Source organism: Negativicutes bacterium, from assembly GCA_021372785.1.
Classification (GTDB): domain Bacteria; phylum Bacillota; class JAAYKD01; order JAAYKD01; family JAAYKD01; genus JAJFTT01.
The window spans coordinates 1-14843 of the sequence record JAJFTT010000018.1 but is presented as its reverse complement, the minus strand read 5'-3'; the positions used below and the strand labels follow the sequence as shown (position 1 = coordinate 14843).

Sequence of the window (14843 nt, the reverse complement as noted above, 5' to 3'; positions counted from 1 at the left end):
GGGCTATCCTACGATTAGGTATGCTATCATTATTCCATCGCTTGGTACTGAAAACAACTGATGTCCCGGCGTGACCCCATCATTTTGCGGCGTCGTCCAATCATTTAGCGTTGCTGATTCCACGATGCATAAATTGTAGGGAACGGTCTTGACCGTTCCGCGTTCTCCGTTCCGACGCCGTCCAATCATTTTGCTTTGCAGATTTCACCATCCGTTAACCTTTCGGAACGGTCAAGACCGTTCCCTACATTTGTGCCATCCTATGATTATGTATGCTATCATTATTCCATCGCTTGGTACTGAAAATATTAATGTTCCAGTGTAACCCCATCATTATTGCGGTGTTGATTTACCCATACGTAAACCGTGCGGACCGATCAAGACCGTTCCATTATTCTCCGCCCACATACTTCGCCCACATACTTCGCCCACACACTCCGTCCACATACTTCGCCTATTCATTCTCAGCTTAACTATTTTATAGATAAAAAGGAGAGATTCCCCATGGCAATTCGTTTTATGAGATACCGGGACGCCAGCATTTTAAGAAAACCGGCTCTGCCGATCAAGGAAATAACCGCCGGCACCATCCGTTTGCTGGATGATATGCTGGATACGATGCATAAATATTACGGCGTTGGTCTGGCAGCGCCTCAGGTCGGCATTTCCAAACAGGTGATCGTCATCGAACACGAAGAAAAAGTTTATGAACTGATCAATCCGGTCCTGCTTTCTGCCGAAGGCGAAATCATCACCGAAGAGGGCTGCCTGAGCTTCCCGGGTGTCTGGGGTGAGGTCAAACGCTTTGCCAAGGTTACTGTGAAAGCGCTCAACCGTGCGGGCGAAGAATACACCATCGACGCCGAAGGCCGGCTGGCAGTCATTCTGCAGCATGAGATGGATCATCTGATCGGTGAGGTCTTTATCGACAAAGTGATTCGTTTCACCGAGCCTCATGTCGAGGCTTCGGCCGAATCGGTGAGCGTGCCGCAAGCCGATCCGCCGATTGCCGCAAAGGGATCGCAAAATGAGTAATAAACGTGTAATCTTTATGGGCACACCGGATTTTTCGGCAACCGTATTGAAAACACTGGCGCAATCCGCTTATCAGGTGGTGATGGTTGTTACCCAGCCCGACCGCCCCAAAGGGCGCGGCATGCATCTTGGTTCATCCGCCGTCAAACAAACGGCGCAGCAGCTAGGCATTGAAACCATCTACCAACCGGAAAAATTGCGTTCCGCTCAAGTCCAGGCGCCAATTCTGGTCTGCGAAGCCGATTACATCATTACCGCCGCCTTTGGCCAGCTGCTGCCGGATCGGATTCTGCAACATGCCCGGGTGGCCGCCATCAATCTGCATGCTTCGCTGCTGCCGGCTTATCGGGGCAGCGCGCCCATACATCGTGCCATTCTCAACGGCGAACGGGTTACCGGCGTCAGCACCATGCTGATGACGCATGCGCTGGACGCCGGCGATGTGCTGCTGCAGCAAAGCTGCGTCATTGAAGCGAGCGATACCGTCGGCAGTCTCTACGAGAAATTGGCGCAAATTGGCGCCAATCTGCTGCTGGAAACCCTGGACCGCTATGAAAACAACACCATCACGGCGCATCCCCAGGATGAAAGCAAAGTCACTTATGCCGCCGCCATCACTGCGGCAGACCAAAAAGTCAATTGGCAGCAGAGTGCGCAGCAAATCTATAACCGCATCCGCGGCTTAAATCCCGAGCCGGGCGCCTTTTGCCTTTTTCGCGGCAAAAATCTGAAGCTCTGGCAGAGCAGCCTGGCAGCCGAAACGGGCGCAGATCAGCCGGATGCTAATCAACCCGCAGCGGCTCAGCCCGGCGAAATTCTGCAGGCGGATTGGCAGGGTTTGCTGGTGCAATGCGGCAGCGGCAGGCTGCGCCTGACCGAGATCCAGCCGGCCGGAAAAAACAAAATGGCAGCAGCTGCCTTTATCAGAGGGAATAAAGTAACGAAAGGCGAATTACTAAGCTAAAGCAAGAGAGTGCGCAGAGCGGCATGCCGCCGCTTCAGCGGTGAGAAAAGAGGAAAACATTTGCAAACGACTCAAACCCTCAGTGCCAGACAGGCTGCCCTGCAGTCCTGCCTGAAAATCGCACAGGGGTCCTATGCCAATCTGGAAACGGCGTCCGTTTTGAACAGCGGGCAGCTGATCCCGGCCGATCGGGGACTCTATACCGAACTGGTTTACGGCTGTGTCAAACGGCAAGCCTGGCTGGATTTCTTTTTGCAGAAATGGTGCACACGGCCGTTAGCGCAATTGGATCTCTCTGTGCTGGTTTCCCTGCGCCTTGGTTTATATCAGATTCATTATATGGACCGTATCCCAGCCTACGCCATCGTTGATCAGACGGTGGAACTGGTCAAGCAGGAAACACCCTATGCCGCCGGGATGGTCAATGCCATTCTGCACAAAGCGGCAGCCCAAACCGATTGGACGGTCAAATCCAAAAAAGGCAAAGCCGGCTGGCTCGCCATCACCTATTCGCATCCGCTCTGGCTGGTTCAGCGTTGGCTGAAACGCTTCGGCGAAGAGGAAACGAAGGCCTTGCTGGCTGCCAACAACCAGACACCCAACCTGTTTGCCCGTGTCAATACCCTCGGCTGCCCGGTTGAAACCATGCAGCAGTGGTTTGCCGCCCGGGGTATCGCAGCGATTTTTAACGAAACGGTGCCGCAGGCCTGCCAAATCAACGCGCCGGTCAGCGAGCTGATGGGTGAAATTGAAAACGGTCATCTGGTGATACAAGACATCGGCGCCATGCTGATTGCTCAAACCCTGGCGCCAAAACCAGGCGAGCGCGTCTTGGATTACTGCGCGGCGCCCGGCGGCAAAACAACCCATCTAGCCGCGCTGATGCAGAATCAGGGTGAAATTGTCGCCTGCGATTTATACGAGCAGCGTGTTGGCTTAATTGCGGCCACCGCCAGGCGCACCGGCGCCACGATCATCGAGGCGAAGGTGCACGACGGCACGAAAAGGCTGGCGCAGACAGCTTATTTTGATAAAATTCTGGTGGACGCCCCCTGCTCCGGCACCGGCGTCTTGCGCCGCAAGGTGGATGCCCGCTGGAGCAAAACCTACGAACAGCTGGCTTCGCTGGTGGAGTTACAGCGCGCTTTGCTGCAAAATGCCTACGCCTGTCTGAAACCGGGCGGACGTCTCGTCTACAGCACCTGTTCTTTGGAACAGGAAGAGAACGAAAAGAATATTCAGTGGTTCTTGGCAATGGAACCAACCGCCGAGCTGATTCCGTTTTCCATCTGCGGACCGCAGCAAAGATATGAAAATGCCGGTTATTTTACCATCTTGCCGCACTATTTTGATGGCGATGGTTTCTTTCTGGCCATGCTCGGCAAGAAAAATGACCCTATGCGCTCCACGACCTGAAATGACCCCTCCGGGAGAGGAAATCCTCTCACACCAGAAAATGTAAGATATTGAAGGAGTAGGTATTGTAATGCAGAGTGAACAAAAAATTCATTGGTTGGGGATGACGTTACCCGAAATGGAAACCGCCATGCAGCAAATAGGGGAGAAGCCTTTTCGCGCCCGTCAATTATGCAGCTGGATTTATGGCAAAGGCGCGGCTGATTTTGCCGAAATGACCGATTTTTCTTTGAGCTTCCGCGAAAAATTAGCCGAAGTCAGCGAAATCGGTATGCCGGCTGTGGAAGAATATTACGAATCGAAACAGGACCCCGTCAAAAAAGCGCTGCTGACGCTTGGGGATCATGAGATGATCGAAAGCGTAATTATGAAATATAACTATGGCAATTCCGTCTGCGTCTCCACGCAGGCCGGCTGTAAAATGAATTGCCGTTTTTGCGCCACCGGTCTGAACGGGTTTCGCCGCAATTTAACCGCCGGCGAAATGCTGGGCCAGGTGCTGGTCCTGCGCAATCTCGACGGCGGCGAGCGCATCAGTCATCTGGTACTGATGGGAATGGGCGAACCGCTGGACAATTACGATCAGGTCCTGCGCTTCCTGCAGATTGCCAACGCCAAATGGGGCCTGGGCATTGGTTACCGGCATATCACCGTCTCGACCTGCGGTCTGACGCCGCAGATTGAGCGTCTGATGCGGGAAGACCTGCCGATCAACCTTTCCATTTCTCTGCATGCGCCCAATGACACCATCCGCCAGTATCTGATGCCAATTGCCAAACATTACCCCCTGGATGAATTGCTGGCCGCCTGCAAAGTCTACAGCGACACCACCAAGCGCCGCATCACGTTTGAGTATAACCTGATCGATTCGGTCAACGACAAACCGGAACATGCCCGCGAACTGGTGCAAAAAATGCGCAACATGCTCTGCCATGTCAACCTGATTCCGCTGAATACGGTGCCGGAAAGCAATTTATACCGCTCCAAACCGGACAACACGCAAGCCTTTGCCGATCTCCTGAAACAAATGGGCATTGAAGTCACTCTGCGCCGGGAAATGGGTTCCGATATCCTGGCCGCCTGCGGACAACTGCGCGGGCAGCACCAAATACGGAAGGGAAACAGAAAATGAAGCAATTACATTATGGTGTTGCCACTCACACCGGAAAAGTACGTGCGATGAATCAGGATACTCTTTTTGCCGGGCGTTTGCAACGCGATGATGCAAAAGCGATTCATTTTCTGGCCGTTGCCGATGGCATCGGCGGCTATTTGGGCGGCGATACCGCCAGCAAAATAGCCATTGAAACTTCTCTGCGGTTTTTGCGCAACCCGGAACTGCTCTGGCCGGCGGAGGATGCAATTTCCCTCTGGCCCAAGCTGCTCAAGCAGATGGCGGCCGAAATCAACGAAGCCATTTTGCTGGCGGCCAAAGAAGATCCGCGCTATACGGCGATGGGAACCACACTGACCGCCGTCGTGGAAATCAATCAGTTTTTATACATGCTTCATATCGGCGACAGCAGGTTCTACCATTATGATGAAGACAAGCTGCACCAAATCTCCTCCGACCATTCCTGGGCGGCCGAATTGCTGCGCTCCGGCCAGATTTCTCCGGAAGAAGCCAGAACCCATCCCAACCGCAACATCCTCACCCAGTCTTTGGGCTATGCCGGCAAGTTGCTGGCGGAAACCAAAGTGCTGGAACTGACGCCCCGCTCGCGCCTGCTGATCTGCAGCGACGGTCTCTACACGCTGGTGACAGACAACGAGCTGCAAACCGCCTTAAAAAAGATGAAAGACCCCGGCGTCACCGCCAATGAATTGATCGGGCTTGCCAACGAACGCGGCGGTTTTGATAATATTTCCGCCATCACGGCCCTCTATCTCTCTGAAACGAGAGGTGAGCAACAATGATGGAAAAAATATTGCAGGGGCGCTATGAAATTCTCGAACTGGTGGGCAGCGGCGGCATGTCGCATGTCTACAAAGCCAGAGACTTAAAAGAAAACCGCTTGGTGGCCATCAAGGTACTGCGGGAAGAATTCGATTCCGATGAAGATTTTCTGCGCCGTTTTCGCCGGGAAGCCGAATCGCTGCAGCGCCTCAATCATCCCAATCTGGTGGCGACCTACGACGTGCAGGTGGAAACTCCGCCTTATTATATTGTGATGGAACTGGTGGAAGGCGTCACCCTGGATAAGCTGATCGGCAGCGGCAGCCTCAGTTACGAACAAGTCGTCAGCTATGCCTGTCAGATTGCCAGAGCCCTGCAGCATGCCCACGCCAATAAAGTTATTCACCGCGACATCAAACCGCATAATATTCTGGTGGACAAAAACGACACAATCAAACTGACCGATTTTGGCATCGCCCTCACCGTCTCCACTTCCACGCTGACCAATACCCGCGCCATCATCGGCTCGGTGCATTATTTCTCACCGGAACAGGCGCAGGGCAAACCGGTCAACGAGCAATCGGACCTCTATTCGGTCGGCATCGTGTTATACGAAATGCTGGCCGGACGGGTGCCGTTCATCGGCGACACCCCGATTGAACTGGCTTTAAAGCATGTGCGCGAAGCGGTCCCGCCGCTGGAAGACTTTTGCCCCGATATCCCGCCGCAGTTGGAAGACATTGTGATGAAGCTCCTGGAAAAAGACACGCGCGATCGTTACAAAAGCGCCGGCGACTTATTGGCGGATTTGGAAAGCGTTCAAAAGAGCGGTTTGCAGCCCGTCGCCAAGCGGCCCAGGCGCAGCCCGACCTCCCTGGAGAAAGCGGAGGCGGTGCGCAGAAAAAAACGCCGCATGCGCCTCTTGATTCAGCTGCTGGCCGCCCTCATCTTCTTTTCCGGCGGTATTCTGCTGTTCAACAGCTGGTGGCAGAGCAGCCGCGACAACACCATTGTGCTGGTGCCCTCGGTGGTCGGCAAAACCATCACAGAAGCCGAGAAGCTCTTTGACGCCGCCGGGCTCTCCTACGAAATCATGGAGAGGCGTTACGACCAGGAAGTAAAAGAGGATGTGATACTGCATCAGACACCCTCCGGCGATACCGAAGTCAAACGCTCGCGCTCCATTTATCTGATCGTCAGCAAAGGGCCGGAGTTGCGTCAGGTCCCGCTGGTCACCGGCAAAACCGAACGCGAAGCCAGCATTGCCCTGAGCAATGAACTGTTCAATGTGGTGATCAAAACGGAAAGCAGCAGCACGGTGGAATCCGGTAAAGTCATCAAACAGGAACCGGAATCGTTCAAACGGGTGCCGACCGGCAGTTCGGTCACCCTAACGGTTTCTTCCGGACCGGAGAAGGTCAAAGTCCCCGATCTGCGCGGCATGACGCTGGAGCAGGCAATGGCAGCCCTGACGGCAGCCGGCTTAAAACTGGGCGTCACCGGATCGACCGTTGATGAAACCCAGGCCGCCAAAACCATCGTTTCTCAGGAACCGGCGCCGCAGCTGGAAGTGGCGGCCGGCAGCGCGGTGAATGTGGTGGAAAATCTGGGCGCCACCCAGGCGCACATCACCATCACCTTTGACGATTTCAACGTCAGCAAGATCAGCATCGTGGTGCGCGACAGCAGCATCTCTTCGCCGGTGCGCACCGTCTATGAAAAAACGCATCATAAAGGCGACGCGCCGCTGGTGCTGGATATTCCCATTGTGGCGCCGGCCACCATTGAAATTTACCGTAACGGCGTATTGGAATCAACCAAGAAATACTGATGAGGTGTAAGCAGTGACAGAAGCCGTTGTAATCAAACGCGTGGGCGGATTATATCAAATGCTGGACCGGCAGGGCAACCGTTATCGCGGCAGCAGCCGCGGCAAACACAAAGAACAGGGCATCTTAATTGGCGATCTGGTGGAAATCCAAACGGAAGGCGGCAAGTCGATGATCGAAAAAGTGCTGCCGCGCCGCAATGAGCTGGATCGTCCCAGTTTAGCCAATGTCGATCAGCTGATCCTGGTCTTTGCCTACAGCCAGCCGGCGCTGCAGCGGGAGCTGTTGGATAAAATGCTGCTGCAGGCGGAAATTCATCACATCGTGCCAATTATTGTGCTGCAAAAAAGCGATCTCAGCGACAGGGAAGAGGTTGATCGCATGATGGCCGACTATGCTCTGGCTGGTTACACCATCCTGCAAACCTCCGCCCTGCAGCAGATTGGCATAGCGGAACTGCGTCGGCTGCTGCAGGGCAAGATATCCGTCTTTGCCGGCCCTTCCGGTGTGGGAAAATCGAGCTTACTCAATTGCCTCTATCCCAACTGGAAATTGGAAACCGGTGCAATCAGCCAAAAATCACAGCGCGGCAAGCACACCACCCGGCACGCGGAGCTCTACGGCCGCCCGGAAGACGGTTTAATTGCCGATACGCCGGGGTTTTATCACCTCGATCTGCCTTTGGTGGAACCGCGCCTTTTGGCTGACTATTTTCCGGAAATGCGCCCGGCCCTGGGTCAGTGCCGCTTTATCTCCTGCGTGCACGACAAAGAACCGGACTGCGCCGTCAAACAGCTCCTGGCCGAAGGCAAAATCGCCGCGGCTCGCTATGCGGCCTACCTGAAGTTCCTGACGGAAATGAAAGACAGAGAAAGAGGGCTTTATTCATGACCAGGATCTCACCATCCATCCTCTCGGCCGATTTTGGCTGCCTTCTGGCCGAAGTGCAGGCGGTTAGCGCCGCCGGCGCCGATTGGATTCATCTGGATGTGATGGACGGACAATTTGTGCCGAACCTCTCCATCGGTCTGCCCATTGTGCAGGCGCTGAAGGGACGCGTCAACATCCCTTTGGATGTGCATCTGATGATCATCCAGCCGGAACGGTTTATCGAGCAATTTGCCGCTGCCGGCGCCGATCTTTTGGTCATTCATGCGGAAGCCACGCCGCATTTGCACCGCGCCATCGCCAAAATCAAAGAGCTCGGTCTCGAGGCAGGCCTTGCCCTCAACCCGCATACGCCGCTTGACGTGCTCGATTATCTGCTGCCCGAACTCGATCTTGTTTTGCTGATGTCGGTCGATCCCGGCTTTGGCGGTCAGCAATTTATCCCTGCCACACTGGCAAAAATCACGGCGCTGCGGCAGAAAATCAACGCCTGCGGCGCGCATGCCCTGATCCAGGTGGATGGCGGCATCAACGCGCAGAATGCGGCGCAAATTATCCGGGCCGGCGCCGATGTGCTGGTGGCCGGCTCCGCTGTCTTTGGCGCCGCCGACTATGCCGAAGCGCTTCGCTCCTTGCGCGGTTAACCCGGATACCGATGCCAATCCCGAAAGAAGGCAAAGAACCCTATGAAACAATTATGGCATGGGAACCGGGGAATTCTGCTCTTGTCACTGGAAATGACACTGCATTTCGCCGCCTTTGGCGGCACGGTAACCGCTGCGGAGAAAGCCGGTCGCCACCGTCAGCAACTGGGCGGTCAACGATCTGCCGGATGCCGAAAGCTTAGGCGTCTGCCCGCTCGACTGGTATCATCAGGGCTTTCGTTATCCCATTGCGCAGAAGAACCTGAGCGCGCTGATTGTCGCTGTAGAAAATAAACCGGATGCAATCGGTCTGGCGCCGGAATACGAAACAGCCGGCTCGGAAGCGGAATATTTCAGCAGCGGCATGATGCCGGCTCAGCTGAACAAAGCGGGTTATACGCCGGCTCAGCTAAATTAGGCAAGAAGCAACAAAAAAGAGGCAGCTTCAGCGGACCTTGTCTCTTTTTATAGGCGAATTTTTACCGGCAGAGCGAAATTCCTGCCATAAACCCCTTGACAAACCTTTGCTTCTAAGTTAAAATACTCACTGTTGCCGCAAAACTGCATAAACATGGGGGTATAGCTCAGCTGGGAGAGCGCTTGAATGGCATTCAAGAGGTCAGCGGTTCGATCCCGCTTACCTCCACCATCAGAAAGCCCGTCTGAATTACTACAATTCAGACGGGCTTTTTTAATTCGTGTAACCCCACACCCCATTCCCCGCACCTTGTTTCCCGTTTCTCGTTCCTCGTTCCTATATAACCTGCAACTATACCATAGCAGACCTGTTACAAACATTATTCTACAACTATACCACTGCAGACCTGTTATAAACATTGTGCAAGGTAGGGAACGGTCTTGACCGTTCCGCGTACCCCGTACCCCGTTCCCCGTCCCCATGCAACCTGCAACTATACCACTGCAGATCTGTTATAAACAATATGCTGCAAATATACTACTGCAGATCTGATATGAACATTGCACAAGGTAGGGAACGGTCTTGACCGTTCCGCGTAACCCCGTACCCCGTCCCCATATAACCTGCAACTATACCACTGCAGACCTGTTATAAACAATGTGCAAGGTAGGGAACGGTCTTGACCGTTCCGCGTACCTCGTTCCCCGTTCCTCATCCCGCAGTCTTGTTTTACAATATCCTCGCCCCGCTCCCACGTTTTTCCGTTTCGAATCGGAGGTTTTGCTGTATGGATTTGCCAAATCGAAAACTGCCACGTTTGCCGGATTATGATTATTCGAATCAAAACTATTACCATATTACTCTATGCACACACAAAAAAGCGCATTTATTCGGCGGGATTAACGCGCTCAACGAATATGGTAAAATTGCCGAAGCGGAAATGCTGGAAATTTCGGCGCATTTTGAAAGCGTGCAAATTGATAAGTATATCATTATGCCAAACCATGTGCATGCAATTGTGATCATCGGATGCAACGATGCAGTGGAACAATCAAAGTCGTTTCCCAATTTGTCTACCATCGTTGGTTTGTATAAAGCCGGTGTTTCCAAACGGATTCACGAAACAAATCCGAAGGCGAATATTTGGCAAAAATCGTTTTATGATCATATCATCCGCGATGAAAAAGGATATTTAAGCGTTTGGCAGTATATCGATGAAAATCCATTGAAGTGGGAAGACGACGAGCATTATTCCCCTCGATGAATAGTGATGTGGAACACCAAAGTAACGTGTTTTGCCGTTTCATATATACCATTATACCATTGCAGATTTGTTATAAACATTGTGCAGGGTAGGGAATGGTCTTGACCATTCCACGTAACTATGCAATGTTTTTCTTGATATGTATAGATACCTGAGGACGTTGCGGAACGGTCAAGACCGTTCCCTACATTTCCCCAATGTGCTTTAGCGGTTTGCCGATGGATTTTTATCATTTTCCCCAGTGTTTTGTTGTTTTACCCAATTTTATTTAGCGTTTTATTGTTTTCCCCAATGTAATTTCGCGTTTTGTCAAACGTGCTTTAGCGTTTTTATATCACATTGCAGACCTGTTATAAACATTGTGCAGGGTAGGGAATGGACTTGACTTTCCGCGTAACCATGCAATGTGTTTCTTGATATGTATAGATACCTGAGGACGTTGCGGAACGGTCAAGACCGTTCCCTACATTTCCCCCAATGTTTTTTATCGTTTTGCCGATGGATTTTCATCGTTTTTCCCAATGTTTTGTTGTTTTCCCCAATGTGTTTTAGCGGTTTGCCGCTGGATTTTCATCGTTTTACCCAATTTAATTTAGCGTTTTGTCCCAATGTGCCTTTGCGATTTTATATTCCATTGCAGACCTGTTATGAACATTGTGCAGGGTAGGGAATGGTCTTGACCATTCCGCGTAACCCCGTTCCATCCCGTCCCAAACATACATCCCGTCCCAAACATTTACACCGTTACCTCCCCGTACCCCGTCCTCCATCTCCGTCCCCCGTCCTCCATCTCCGTCCTCCGTCCTCCATCCCCGTCCTCCGTCCTCCATCTCCGTCCTCCACTCCCCCCTTCGTCCCCATCCTCCGTCACCCTACCCCGCGCAGCAACGCCAAAGGCAAAGAAAGAAGTGAGCAGCATGAGCGAATCGGCAAATCAAGGTAAAACCAGCATGCTTTTTAAGCGTTTGCTTAAAACCTCGAACCTGGAGCAATTCATGAAAAAAAATGCCGGCGAAATGCAGCTGCCTGCCTTTAGCGATAAAATCACATCGCTCTGCCACGAGCAAGGCTTGGTGCCGGAGCGCATCATCAAACGTGCGAACATCGAGCGCTCCTTTGGTCATCAGCTCTTTAAAGGCACACGCAACCCCTCCCGTGATACTGTGCTGCAGCTGGCCTTTGGCTTTGCCGCCAATGTGGAAACAGCACAGGAATTACTGCGCTGCGCCGGAATGAGCCTGCTTTATCCACGCATCAAACGCGATGCCGCCATCCTTTACTGCCTGCATCATGGCATGACCATTGTGGAAACCCAAAGCATCCTACACGAAATGGAATTGCCCCTGATTGGAAGCGGTGAAAGCAAATGATCACTCCCCTAGCGGTGTGAACAACCCGCCAGCTGCATCTTCCACGAAATCCTACACGAAATGGAATTGCCTCTGATTGGAAGCAGCGAAAGCAAATGATCACTCCCTCAGCGGTATGAACAACCCGCCAGCTGCATCTTACACGAAATCCTCCACGAAATGGAATTGCCTCTGATTGAAAGCGGTGAAAGCAAATGAACAATCTGCAAACGGCGGTGAATGAAATTCTCAATTCTCTCGATCAAACAGCCTATCCCACTGCGTTTTTAGAGCAATACGATCAGCTGGAGTGTTTGGCCAACGGCCGCGGTACCGAAACCTTTCTGGTGCGGCAAAAGCAAACCGGCAGGCTCTATGTGGCGAAATTTTACGACAAGCAGCTCTACTCCCTGGTGCATGAGAGCAGCATCCTGAAAGGGCTGCATCACAGTGGTCTGCCGGCTTTTACGGATGAATTCGAGAACGACAATGGAGTCTGCATTATCCGTGAATATATCGAAGGCAAACCGCTCGACCGCTATTTGGCGGAACAAGCGCCCGATCAGGCCGGCAAACTGGCGCTCTGTCTGCAGCTCTGCGATATCCTGATCTACCTGCACGGCCAGGAAAACCCCGTGATTCACCGCGATATCAAACCGCAAAACATCATCATCCGCCCGGATGGCAGCCTTGTGCTGATTGACTTTGACATTGCCCGCGTCTATCACCGCCAAGCCGAAACAGATACGCAATACTTCGGCACCCGCGAATATGCCCCGCCAGAGCAATACGGCTTTTCGCAGACGGATGGCCGCGCCGATATCTATTCCTTCGGCATCCTGCTGCGTTTTCTCTTTACCGGCAGCGAAAAAGCCAACAACAAGCACGCCATCTACCCGCCGCTGGCTAAAATCATTAACAAATGCACCGCCTTTGCGCCGCAGGAACGCTTCCGCAACGCAGCGGCGCTGAAAAAAGCGCTGCAAGAAGCAAACCCAGCAGCGCAGCTGCGGCGTAAAATCCTGCTGAGCGTCTGCCTGCTGGCAGCTGTTGCGCTCTCTGTTTGGGCTGGCTTACGCTGGTATCGCGCCGCCACCTACAATCCCTTTGCCGAGGGAAACATCCCCACCGTCGCCACCGATGCAGAACGCGTGACTGATGCGATCACCTACCTGCGCCAAAAATTCAACACCAAGCTGTTTGATGATCCCGCTGCCTACGCCGACATTGGCTTTGTAAAAACCATCTTAACCGAACTTTACGGTTACGACCGCGACTATGTCTACGCCCTGCCGGAAGCAGGCTTGCCGCACGAGAGTGAGCACAATTTCCTGCCCTGGGGTATGGGCGACGAGCAATATTTACCGCGCGATGTGATGGCCTATGTTGCGGTGAAAATCTATTGGCCGGAAAAGGTAACCGACTACACCAGCCTCAAAGACGACAACGGCGTTTACCCCGGCGTGCGGGTTGCCCTGCAATTTGCCGAAACGAATGGCATGCTCAGCGGTGTCGGCCGTCCGGAAGACATCAGCAAAGGCGAGACTGCCGTTCTCCTGGCTAATGCCGACCGCCTCTTTGCGGTAAAAGCAGAATAAAAAAAGCAAATTTTCTCAAAATGTGGGCTGGCAGCTCACCTTTTGTTTTCCCTTTTTTTGTAAAATAGAGCTGTTGCAAACGAAATATCAGGAAAGGCAAGGGAAACAAACAATGAAAATCACAGCAAAGAGTCTCATCAGCTTTCTTTTTGTGCTGGCTTTGAGCATGTGTCTGCTGACACCGGTCTATGCCGCCAACAGCGCGGAAGCCGAAACCAAAGCGCAGGCGCTGAAAACCCTCGGCTTATTTCAGGGGGTATCGGATACCGATTTTGCTCTGAACCGAGCGCCCACCCGCACCGAAGCCATGATTATGCTGATCCGCACGCTGGGGAAAGAAACGGAAGCGCTCAACGGAACCTGGACACATCCCTTTAGCGATGTGGAAGCCTGGGCCGACCATTATGTTGGTTACGCTTACAGCAAGGGTCTGACCATGGGCATTTCCGCCACGGAATTTGGCAAGGGCAATGCCGATGCCGATATGTATCTCACCTTTATGCTGCGCGCTCTCAACTACAGCGATACGGAAGGCGATTTTGTCTGGAACGAGCCGAATCTGCTGGCTGCCGCGGTGGGCATCTTGCCCAGCGGTGTGGATACAACAAACTTCTTGCGCTCGGATGTCACTCTGATTTCCTGGGCGGCTCTGCAGGCAGATTTAAAGACCGGCAGCTTGAACCTGGCCAAAAAGCTGATTGCCGATAACATTTTCACGAACGATACCTACGCCAATGCCATTGCCATGCTGGCCGAAGCGGCTCCTACCAGCATTTCCGTTTCCTCGTATGACACCCTGAAAACGGCGCTGGCCTCCGGCAGCTACAACCTGATCACCGTCGATTCCATCGGCACTCCTGTGATCATCAGCGGCGAACTCACCATTCCGGCCGGGGTAACCGTTACCGTCAACCGCGGCAACGATCTTTATGTGGAAAGCACACTCACCAACAACGGCACGCTGAACATCCTGGGCGCCGACAGCATCCGCCCGGATTTCATCAACTATTCCGTGTTGGCGCTGCAGAACAACGGCAAACTGATCAACAACGGCGCCATCAATCTGGCGGCCAGTTCACTGCCGGATCTCAGTGACAACGGTCCCATTGGCGGTCAGCTGCGTCTCTTCAGCGGCGAAGTGATCAACCGCGGTTCGATCTTTCTCAAAGCCGGTAATGTCAATACCCATGGCGGCCTATTGGATGTGATCGGCGGCACCTTTAATAATGAAGCTACCATGATCCTTGACGGTTTCTTTCTGCGGATCAGCGGCGGCACTTTCCTCAACAGCAGCAGCGGCATCCTGATCAACAACTGCAGTATTACCGTAGCAGGCGAGAGCGGTTTCAGTAATCTTGGCACGCTCAGCGGCCATAAAGTCAACGAATAAAACAGTCCCCTCCCTCTGGGGTGCCCGTACGTGTCGCTCTTATCAGCAAGACAGGCCCCGAAGATTTGTGCTCTTCGGGACCTGTTTTGCTTTCTCTATTTTGATCATCCGAACCGGCTGTTTATTTTCTGAAAGGCTGAATGGGCTGTTC

At 53.0% G+C, this 14843-nt stretch carries 12 protein-coding genes and 1 tRNA gene; all 13 read left to right on the top strand.

Annotated elements, in window-relative coordinates; translation table 11 throughout:
* Positions 1 to 504: 504 nt before the first annotated feature.
* The 13 genes from def (at position 505) to LLG09_02360 (ending at position 14692) form a co-directional block, all read left to right on the top strand.
* Positions 505 to 1035 (top strand): peptide deformylase, encoded by a 531-nt coding sequence (gene def, locus LLG09_02420; GenBank protein ID MCE5195972.1) that lies wholly within the window; start codon positions 505 to 507, stop codon positions 1033 to 1035.
* A complete protein-coding gene (gene fmt / locus LLG09_02415) occupies positions 1028 to 1999 on the top strand; it encodes a methionyl-tRNA formyltransferase (protein MCE5195971.1) in 972 nt (323 codons plus the stop codon). Before def ends, fmt begins: the two co-directional genes overlap by 8 nt.
* A 60-nt stretch (positions 2000 to 2059) precedes the next feature.
* Entirely contained in the window at positions 2060 to 3415 is a 1356-nt protein-coding gene (rsmB, locus tag LLG09_02410) for a 16S rRNA (cytosine(967)-C(5))-methyltransferase RsmB (GenBank protein MCE5195970.1), read from the top strand.
* Positions 3416 to 3485: 70 nt separating this feature from the next.
* On the top strand, positions 3486 to 4547 hold the full coding sequence (rlmN, locus tag LLG09_02405) for a 23S rRNA (adenine(2503)-C(2))-methyltransferase RlmN (protein MCE5195969.1): 1062 nt from the start codon (positions 3486 to 3488) through the stop codon (positions 4545 to 4547).
* Positions 4544 to 5332: a protein phosphatase 2C domain-containing protein gene (locus tag LLG09_02400; GenBank protein MCE5195968.1), complete on the top strand. Its 789-nt coding sequence runs from the start codon at positions 4544 to 4546 to the stop codon at positions 5330 to 5332. The genes rlmN and LLG09_02400 overlap by 4 nt, the downstream gene beginning before the upstream one ends.
* Positions 5329 to 7143 carry a protein kinase gene (locus LLG09_02395; protein MCE5195967.1) on the top strand — a complete coding sequence of 605 codons (1815 nt, stop codon included), beginning with the start codon at positions 5329 to 5331 and terminating at the stop codon, positions 7141 to 7143. Before LLG09_02400 ends, LLG09_02395 begins: the two co-directional genes overlap by 4 nt.
* Positions 7144 to 7156: 13 nt before the next feature.
* Positions 7157 to 8032: a ribosome small subunit-dependent GTPase A gene (rsgA, locus tag LLG09_02390; GenBank protein ID MCE5195966.1), complete on the top strand. Its 876-nt coding sequence runs from the start codon at positions 7157 to 7159 to the stop codon at positions 8030 to 8032.
* Positions 8029 to 8673 (top strand): ribulose-phosphate 3-epimerase, encoded by a 645-nt coding sequence (gene rpe, locus LLG09_02385; protein MCE5195965.1) that lies wholly within the window; start codon positions 8029 to 8031, stop codon positions 8671 to 8673. The genes rsgA and rpe overlap by 4 nt, the downstream gene beginning before the upstream one ends.
* A gap of 573 nt (positions 8674 to 9246) precedes the next feature.
* A tRNA-Ala gene (locus LLG09_02380) sits at positions 9247 to 9322 on the top strand.
* A gap of 556 nt (positions 9323 to 9878) precedes the next feature.
* The gene (locus tag LLG09_02375) at positions 9879 to 10355 is read left to right on the top strand and encodes a transposase (GenBank protein MCE5195964.1); all 477 of its coding nucleotides are present in this window, start codon (positions 9879 to 9881) and stop codon (positions 10353 to 10355) included.
* 917 nt (positions 10356 to 11272) lie between these two features.
* The gene (locus LLG09_02370; protein ID MCE5195963.1) at positions 11273 to 11725 is read left to right on the top strand and encodes a hypothetical protein; all 453 of its coding nucleotides are present in this window, start codon (positions 11273 to 11275) and stop codon (positions 11723 to 11725) included.
* A gap of 194 nt (positions 11726 to 11919) precedes the next feature.
* Positions 11920 to 13302 carry a serine/threonine protein kinase gene (locus tag LLG09_02365; protein MCE5195962.1) on the top strand — a complete coding sequence of 461 codons (1383 nt, stop codon included), beginning with the start codon at positions 11920 to 11922 and terminating at the stop codon, positions 13300 to 13302.
* Positions 13303 to 13414: 112 nt separating this feature from the next.
* Positions 13415 to 14692 (top strand): hypothetical protein, encoded by a 1278-nt coding sequence (locus LLG09_02360; protein ID MCE5195961.1) that lies wholly within the window; start codon positions 13415 to 13417, stop codon positions 14690 to 14692.
* Positions 14693 to 14843 lie beyond the last annotated feature (151 nt).